The organism is Butyricicoccus sp. (genome assembly GCF_050872565.1).
GTDB lineage: Bacteria > Bacillota > Clostridia > Oscillospirales > Butyricicoccaceae > Butyricicoccus_A.
Genome location: NZ_JBNMHC010000085.1, coordinates 1 through 7538, shown reverse-complemented (window position 1 = coordinate 7538; position 7538 = coordinate 1). Strand labels below are relative to the sequence as shown.

Annotated in this window: 6 protein-coding genes and 1 pseudogene; 2 read left to right on the top strand and 5 right to left on the bottom strand. The window is 48.0% G+C overall.

Features of this window, described 5'->3' with window-relative positions:
• Positions 1-245 (bottom strand): annotated as a pseudogene (locus ACR0P9_RS05195) (adenine deaminase); the annotation flags it as partial.
• Between the two features lie 108 nt (positions 246-353).
• Between ACR0P9_RS05195 and ACR0P9_RS05190 the strand changes: the two are divergent.
• Positions 354-1262 carry a radical SAM protein gene (locus tag ACR0P9_RS05190; protein ID WP_432617982.1) on the top strand — a complete coding sequence of 303 codons (909 nt, stop codon included), beginning with the start codon at positions 354-356 and terminating at the stop codon, positions 1260-1262.
• Between the two features lie 86 nt (positions 1263-1348).
• On the opposite strand, the gene pckA is transcribed toward ACR0P9_RS05190, so the two are convergent.
• The 4 genes from pckA to ACR0P9_RS05170 all read right to left on the bottom strand — a co-directional run bounded on the left by pckA (position 1349) and on the right by ACR0P9_RS05170 (position 6205).
• Complete coding sequence (gene pckA, locus ACR0P9_RS05185; protein WP_432617980.1) at positions 1349-2953, bottom strand: phosphoenolpyruvate carboxykinase (ATP); 1605 nt, start codon at positions 2951-2953, stop codon at positions 1349-1351.
• 243 nt (positions 2954-3196) lie between these two features.
• On the bottom strand, positions 3197-3979 hold the full coding sequence (locus ACR0P9_RS05180; RefSeq protein ID WP_432617978.1) for a carbon-nitrogen family hydrolase: 783 nt from the start codon (positions 3977-3979) through the stop codon (positions 3197-3199).
• Positions 3980-4461: 482 nt separating this feature from the next.
• Positions 4462-5616 (bottom strand): 6-phosphofructokinase, encoded by a 1155-nt coding sequence (locus tag ACR0P9_RS05175; protein WP_432617976.1) that lies wholly within the window; start codon positions 5614-5616, stop codon positions 4462-4464.
• A 181-nt stretch (positions 5617-5797) separates the two neighbouring features.
• Positions 5798-6205: a Fur family transcriptional regulator gene (locus ACR0P9_RS05170; protein ID WP_432617974.1), complete on the bottom strand. Its 408-nt coding sequence runs from the start codon at positions 6203-6205 to the stop codon at positions 5798-5800.
• Positions 6206-6431: 226 nt separating this feature from the next.
• On the opposite strand from ACR0P9_RS05170, the gene ACR0P9_RS05165 reads away from it, so the two are divergent.
• Positions 6432-7538: phosphate--AMP phosphotransferase (locus ACR0P9_RS05165; RefSeq protein WP_432617972.1), on the top strand; the 1107-nt coding region annotated here is incomplete at its 3' end.

Genomic DNA, 7538 nt, shown 5'->3' with positions numbered 1-7538 from the left:
GTCGATTCCAAATGCAGATGTCCATCAATAAATCCCGGACACAGATATTTTCCTTTCAGATCAATTTCTTGTTTGCCGCTATATTCATCGCCAATGCCAACAATCACACCATCTGTGACAGCAACCGATGTGCGCAAAATCTCTCCGGTAAAGACATTGATGACGTTTCCGCCTCGAAATACCAGATCCGCCTGTACTTCTCCTCTGGCTGCCTTTGCCAGCTCAGGAAACTTTGAAAAATCCATCGTATGACACTCCCCATCTGTTCGTGTTTTCTCTATATAACAGTATACCGCATTTTCTTGTATTTTCCCAGTCTTTTATGCTATGATAGACAAGAAAGGGGGCATTTCATGCTCGAACACTGTACGCTGTGCCCGCGCATGTGCGGTGCAAACCGAAAAGCAGGCGAACGTGGATTTTGCGGTGCCGATGCGCAGATTCGCGTAGGTCTCGCCTATTTACATCAATGGGAAGAGCCTTGTCTGTCCGGCACCAAAGGCGCAGGCACGGTCTTTTTCTGCCACTGTCCGCTCGGCTGTGTATACTGTCAAAACCACGATATTTCCGGCACAGGAGCGCAGCCGTCCGGTATCTATACGGATGTTTCCGGTCTGGCAGATACCTTTTTATCACTGCAGCAGCGCGGCGCTCACAATATTGATTTGGTCACACCCACACATTATGCCGCGCAGCTCACAGAAGCCATTCCACTCGCGCGCGAGCGCGGTCTGACCATTCCGATTGTTTATAACTGCGGCGGCTATGAGCGTGTCGAGACCTTGCGCATGTTAGACGGACTGATTGATATTTATCTTCCTGACTTCAAATATTACAGCTCTTATTACAGCGAGCGCTATTCGCATGTTTCGGATTATTTCGATGTCGCAGTAGATGCCATTGACGAAATGGTGCGGCAAACCGCAGAGCCTGTGATTGACTCGGACGGACTCATGCGTTCCGGTACCATCATTCGTCACTTGATGCTTCCAGGACTTGGCTCAGACACAGCGCATATTCTGCGCACCATTGCCAAGCGTTGGAAAACCGACGTCTTTGTCAGTCTCATGCGGCAGTTTACGCCCTGTACCGATTTGACTGACTATCCGGAGCTGATGCATCCCATCACAGATGAAGCGTATGCAGAAGCCTGTGAAGAAATGGCATTTCTCGGCCTAGACGGCTGGACACAGGAGGCAGAAGCCATCAGTGAAAGTTTTATTCCTCATTTCGATGGAACCGGCGTCTGTCCGGTAAAATAAGCAAAAAAACAGCGGGATCGCTGATCTTTCGATCAGCAATCTCGCTGTTGTATTTTTTATGTAGTACGAGCGTTCTCGTCAGCCGATTAGAGCTGCGGGCCAGCTGCAACCAGAGCCTTACCAGCTTCGTTGCCTTCGTACTTAGCAAAGTTCTTGATGAATCTGCCAGCCAGATCCTTTGCCTTTGCAACCCACTCGGAAGCATCAGCGTAGGTATCGCGCGGATCCAGAATGCCAGAATCAACGCCCGGCAGTTCGGTCGGAACTTCAAAGTTGAAGTACGGGATGGTCTTGGTCGGAGCAGTCTTGATGTCGCCATTCAGGATTGCATCGATGATACCACGGGTATCCTTGATAGAGATACGCTTGCCAGTGCCATTCCAGCCAGTGTTAACCAGATAAGCCTTAGCGCCGCTCTTCTCCATCTTCTTAACCAGCTCTTCTGCGTACTTGGTCGGATGCAGTTCCAGGAATGCCTGACCGAAGCAAGCGGAGAAGGTCGGAGTCGGCTCAGTGATGCCGCGCTCGGTACCAGCCAGCTTAGCGGTGAAGCCAGACAGGAAGTAGTACTGGGTCTGCTCCGGAGTCAGTACAGAAACCGGCGGCAGTACGCCGAATGCGTCTGCGGACAGGAAGATAACGTTCTTAGCTGCCGGTGCAGAAGAAATCGGGCGAACAATGTTCTGAATATGGTCAATCGGGTAAGATACACGAGTGTTCTCGGTTACGCTCTTATCAGCGAAGTCGATCTTGCCATCCTCAGCAACGGTAACGTTCTCCAGCAGAGCGTCACGACGGATTGCATTGTAGATGTCCGGCTCGGATTCCTTATCCAGGTTGATAACCTTTGCGTAGCAGCCGCCCTCAAAGTTGAACACGCCGTTGTCGTCCCAGCCGTGCTCGTCATCGCCGATCAGCAGACGCTTCGGGTCGGTGGACAGGGTGGTCTTACCAGTACCAGACAGGCCGAAGAAGATTGCGGTGTTCTCGCCGTTCAGGTCGGTATTTGCAGAGCAATGCATGGAAGCGATGCCCTTCAGCGGCAGGTAGTAGTTCATCATGGAGAACATACCCTTCTTCATCTCGCCGCCGTACCAGGTGTTGATGATAACCTGCTCACGGCTGGTGATGTTGAAGACTACTGCGGTCTCAGAGTTCAGACCCAGTTCCTTGTAGTTCTCAACCTTAGCCTTGGAAGCGTTGTAAACAACGAAGTCCGGCTCAAAGTTCTCAAGCTCTTCAGCAGTCGGCTTGATGAACATGTTGGTAACAAAGTGTGCCTGCCAAGCTACTTCTACGATGAAACGGATTGCCATACGGGTATCCTTGTTTGCGCCGCAGAATGCATCAACAACAAACAGTCTCTTGTTGGACAGTTCCTTTACTGCGAGATCCTTAACAGCCTTCCAAGCTTCCTGAGATGCCGGATGGTTGTCGTTCTTGTACTCGTCAGAAGTCCACCATACAGTGTCCTTGGAGTTGTCATCCATTACGATGAACTTGTCCTTCGGGGAACGACCGGTGTAAATGCCAGTCATAACGTTTACAGCGTCCAGTTCGGTCAGCTTGCCAATTTCATAGCCAGACAGACCTTCCTTGGTCTCCTCTTCAAACAGCAGTTCGTAAGACGGATTGTAAACGATTTCGGTAGCGCCACTGATGCCATATTTGCTTAAATCAATAGATGCCATCTTAGTTCAACCTCTTTCCTGAAAAATTTATATTAGGTATAAATCCTGTTGATTTAATGTTATCTAACCAGCGAGAAAATGTCAATATGAAAAACATCTTAAATTACTCGAAAAACACGGAAAGAATCGGCATTTCTCACAATTATCTCGTTTTTTCCTCTAATATATGTGTAAACATGGTATACTTTTCGAGATTTTGCTGCCAAGTTTTCTCAAAATTTTCGTCAATTTTCACAGGAAGATTTAAGATATGCACGTGTAGTCATGTAATGCAGGAAATCGTGCACGAAAATCTTTGACTTCCTGCAAATCAATATCTGCCAGCAGGAGTTCCTCTTCCTCTCCCGCCTGCGCCAAAATTTTGCCTTCCGGCGAAACAATCATGCTGTGTCCGCCGCCTTCTTCCCCGTTCCATTTGCCGCAGGTGTTGCAGGCGAGCAAAAAGCTCTGATTTTCCAATGCGCGGGCACGGCAAAACAGCTTCCAGTCGTCAATTCGTGCTTTTGGCCATGCAGCACAAATCAAAAATGCTTCTGTGCCGCGAGATACCATCCGGCGAAATTGTTCCGGAAAGCGCAGATCATAACAGGTTGCCAGACCAACCTTGCCATATCGTGTCTGTATTTCACTGGTTTTATCTCCCGCTGTCAGCAGCTGCTGTTCCTGCGAATTATATCCAAACAAATGTATCTTTCGATAGTTTCCCATGACGTTTCCGCTGTTGTCTAACAGCATCGTCGTATTATATAAACATTCCTCTTGCTTTTCTATAAAACTGCCAGTCACAATATGCGCGTTTGCATCGCGTGCCCATCGCGCCAGACGAATTTGTGTCTCCCCGTGCAGCGGTTCTGCTGCTTCCCGATACTGTGCAAAGTTAGAAAATCCAACGCCCCACAATTCCGGCAGCAAAATCAGATCTACTGCTCGGTCCTTGAGTTGAGATAGAATCCGTTCCGCTCGTTCCCAGCGCTGTGCCGCTGTCTCTTCGCTGCTGACATGAAGTTGAATCAATGCTGCTCTCATTATTTCCTCTTTTAATTTATGATTGACATTCTGTTAAAATCTACATATAATAAAAGTGTGGAAATCAGACGGTTACCACACATGACTAGTATCATAAAACTTTGAGAGCTATCACTACTCTCAGCATTACATGAGTCGTCTGTTTGCGGCAGACGGCTCACTTTTTCTTTTGCTGTTTACAGTACGCATAGATTGCAAACGCAAATCCAAGAATACTGCAAATATTTCCAGCAATAGACAAAGCAATCATTATGTATCACCCCCACTGAGAATTTCCCGCGAGAGCTACATATAAACCTCCATTCCGCTCGCGCGGGATGACAAGGCAACCGTCTTTTTACCGTCCCGACCTACAAAATCTGGCAAAAACTCAGTCTAAGATCGGTGATTTCCACATAGTAAATATTGTAAATGTTTCTCGACGCTATGTCAAGAACAAAGGGCTATCCGATACCGGACAGCCCTTTTATGATACAAGAAAATCAGTCGTTTTTCTCTTCTTTCTTTTCTTTGTCCTTCTTCTCTTTTTTCTTATCCTTCTTCTTTTCCTTCTCTGGGCTCTCATCGCCGAAGCTGATGCCAATATCACGAGCTGCCTGTACCAGATCGTTATCTACCGGTACGGTCTTCAGCTTTCCGGCAACCTCACTAAGCGGAACTGCAATAATCTCATTATTGCGAATCGCTACCATATTGCCATACTGCTTGTGCTTAATCAGGCGTGCCGCGCCAGTGCCCAAACGCGTTGTCAAAATGCGGTCATATGCATCTGGACCGCCGCCGCGCTGAATATGTCCCGGATTCACCACGCGAATCTCCTGCGAGCATTTTTCACCCAGCTCACGCGCCAGCTTGAAGCTGATAGACGGGTCAGTCATTTTAGCACGTGCTGCCTTGAATTCCTTCTTGGACATCTTGGCTTCTTCCTTGGAAATTGCGCCTTCTGCCACAGCAACAATGCTGAAGGCATGACCATGTTTGCGGCGTTCTTCCAGCTTGTTGACAACGGCGTCCAAATCATACGGAATTTCCGGAATCAAGATAATATCTGCGCCGCCCGCAATGCCTGCACTCAAGGTCAGCCAGCCAGCGCCATGTCCCATAATCTCTACGAGGAATACACGGCTGTGTGACGTTGCGGTGGAATGCACTTTATCCAGAACATCCGTTGCAATATCCATGGCAGTCTGATAGCCAAACGTAACCTCTGTGCCCCACAGATCATTATCAATGGTCTTCGGCAGAGAGATAATGTTCAAGCCCTCTTCGCGCAGCAAATTGGCAGTCTTTGTCGTGCCGTTGCCGCCAAGGATAACCAAGCAGTCCAGCTCCATATCCTTATAGGTCTTTATCATCTTGGTGACTTTATCCACGCCATTTTCGTCTTTATCCCGCATATTCTTAAACGGCTGACGCGATGTGCCGAGAATGGTGCCGCCAATCGTCAAAATACCGGAAAAATCGCCCGGAGACATCAGGCGGTATTCTCCCTGAATGAGTCCCTTGTATCCATCCTTAAAGCCGTAGATTTCTACTTCCTTGCCGTATTCCTCATACAAAGCTTTTGCCACGCCGCGCAGGGTCGAATTCAGACCTTGACAGTCGCCGCCGCTCGTCAGCATACCAATTCGTTTCATGCTGTTTCCTCCTTCTACAAGTCCCATTCTTTTTTACTCAGCCCGCCGTTTTCTCTCTCCATTGGCCACTGGTAATATGTCTATTATACCAAATTCATCTTCATATCGCAATGCATTTTACACAAGTTTGACAATTCTTTGCTATACGAAAAAAAGCAGGTGAAAACATCTGCTTTTTTATTCACTCTTGCTGTGCATCTTCCTCTGCTGCACCAGACTGTTTCTGTGCACAATCCTTGCAGACGCCATACAAAGTCAAATCATATCCTGTGATTTGTGCTTCCTCCATACCGGAAAAGTACTCCCAAAGCGATGATTTCGGCCAAATATCCACAACGCACCCACACTGGGTACAAATCATATGCTCATGCTCTTTTAAGGTATGATCGAAATGATCTGAATCCCCCGGAACGACGACACGCCGAATCAGGTGATTTTCGGAAAGCTGGTTGAGATTGCGGTAAACCGTTGCCAAACTGATGGTCGGCTCTCGCTTTCGCACTTCTTGGTACACCTCATCCGCAGTCGGATGAATCGAAGACTTCTCCACAGCCTCGCGCACAAGCTCTCTCTGTCTGGAATATTTCATCAGGCAACACCCCTTCGACCACATTAAAAACAGGAATCATTTTTATATTTATATAGTACCAAATTTCAACATGGCCTGTCAAGTATTTCCACTAGTTTTTTGCAGGTAACTTTTTTCTTTTTCTCCTCTTCTTGGGTCTTTCTGTATATCCGATGCATTTCTCTGCAAACTATGGTATAATAAGAATCATTCTATTGTTACACACAAGCACAAAGGAGGGAGCTTCATGCTGAATCATATTGATTTTAACCGCCACATGACGGATGTTGAATACCGCTTGGAAACGCGAGAAGTACGCGGCGAGCTGGCTCAGCTTCAGCACCGCATGAAAGACAACAAGCTGCCTGTCATCGTCTTATTTGAAGGTTGGGATTCTTCCGGCAAAGGAAGCATGATCGCCAGCATGATTCAAACGCTGGATCCTCGCTTTTTCAAGGTCTATAACACCAAGGATCCTACACCAGAAGAACTGCGCTATCCGTTTTTATGGCGGCACTGGCGCCGCACGCCGGAGCGCGGGCAAATGGCAATCTTTGATGAGAGCTGGTACCCGGAAGTCTCCCGTGCCCGGTTGGAAAATGGACTGTCTGTAGAAGAAGCCTACAGCCGGATGGAAAGTATCAACACTTTTGAACGGCAGCTGTCACAAGACGGCTATCTGATTATCAAGTTTTTCCTGCACATCTCTGCCAAAGAGCAAGCGCATCGGCAGGAAAAGCTCATGCGAAATAAAAATACCCGCTGGCGTGTCACGGAACGCGACCAGTACCGCAACAAGCATTACAAAGAATACTATCGTATTTACGATGAGATGTTAGAAAAGACAAACACGGTATTTGCCCCTTGGCATGTCATCAGTGCACAAGAGCGGCGCAGTGCCATGAATGAAATCTATCAAATCATCGTCCAGTCTATTCGCTCCGCACTGGATGAGAAAAAGAGTATCATTCCCTCGGAATATCACGCCCAGATGCACACGTTTCATCTCGTCAAAAAGCCGCTGCTGGAAGATGTTCCGCTGTATCGTTCGATTGATGAAGATGCTTACCGCTCTATGCTTCGCAAAGAGCAAAAAAAGCTCGCCAAGCTGCACAACACAGTATACCGCAAGCACATCCCGATTGTCATCGCCTATGAAGGCTGGGATGCTGCTGGAAAAGGCGGAAATATCAAACGCCTGACCGCAGCCCTCGACCCGCGCGGCTACCAAGTTGTTCCTATCGCCTCTCCGACACCGACGGAAAAAGCACACAATCATCTGTGGCGATTCTGGCAGCACATACCGGAAGATGGACACATCACGGTCTTTGACCGCACATGGTATGGCCGCGTC

Excerpts from the sequence above, each read along its gene's own strand:
- ACR0P9_RS05190 (WP_432617982.1), top strand. The coding sequence starts at position 354 with ATGCTCGAACACTGTACGCTGTGCCCGCGCATGTGCGGTGCAAACCGA.
- pckA (WP_432617980.1), bottom strand. The coding sequence starts at position 2,953 with ATGGCATCTATTGATTTAAGCAAATATGGCATCAGTGGCGCTACCGAA.
- ACR0P9_RS05180 (WP_432617978.1), bottom strand. The coding sequence starts at position 3,979 with ATGAGAGCAGCATTGATTCAACTTCATGTCAGCAGCGAAGAGACAGCG.
- ACR0P9_RS05175 (WP_432617976.1), bottom strand. The coding sequence starts at position 5,616 with ATGAAACGAATTGGTATGCTGACGAGCGGCGGCGACTGTCAAGGTCTG.
- ACR0P9_RS05170 (WP_432617974.1), bottom strand. The coding sequence starts at position 6,205 with ATGAAATATTCCAGACAGAGAGAGCTTGTGCGCGAGGCTGTGGAGAAG.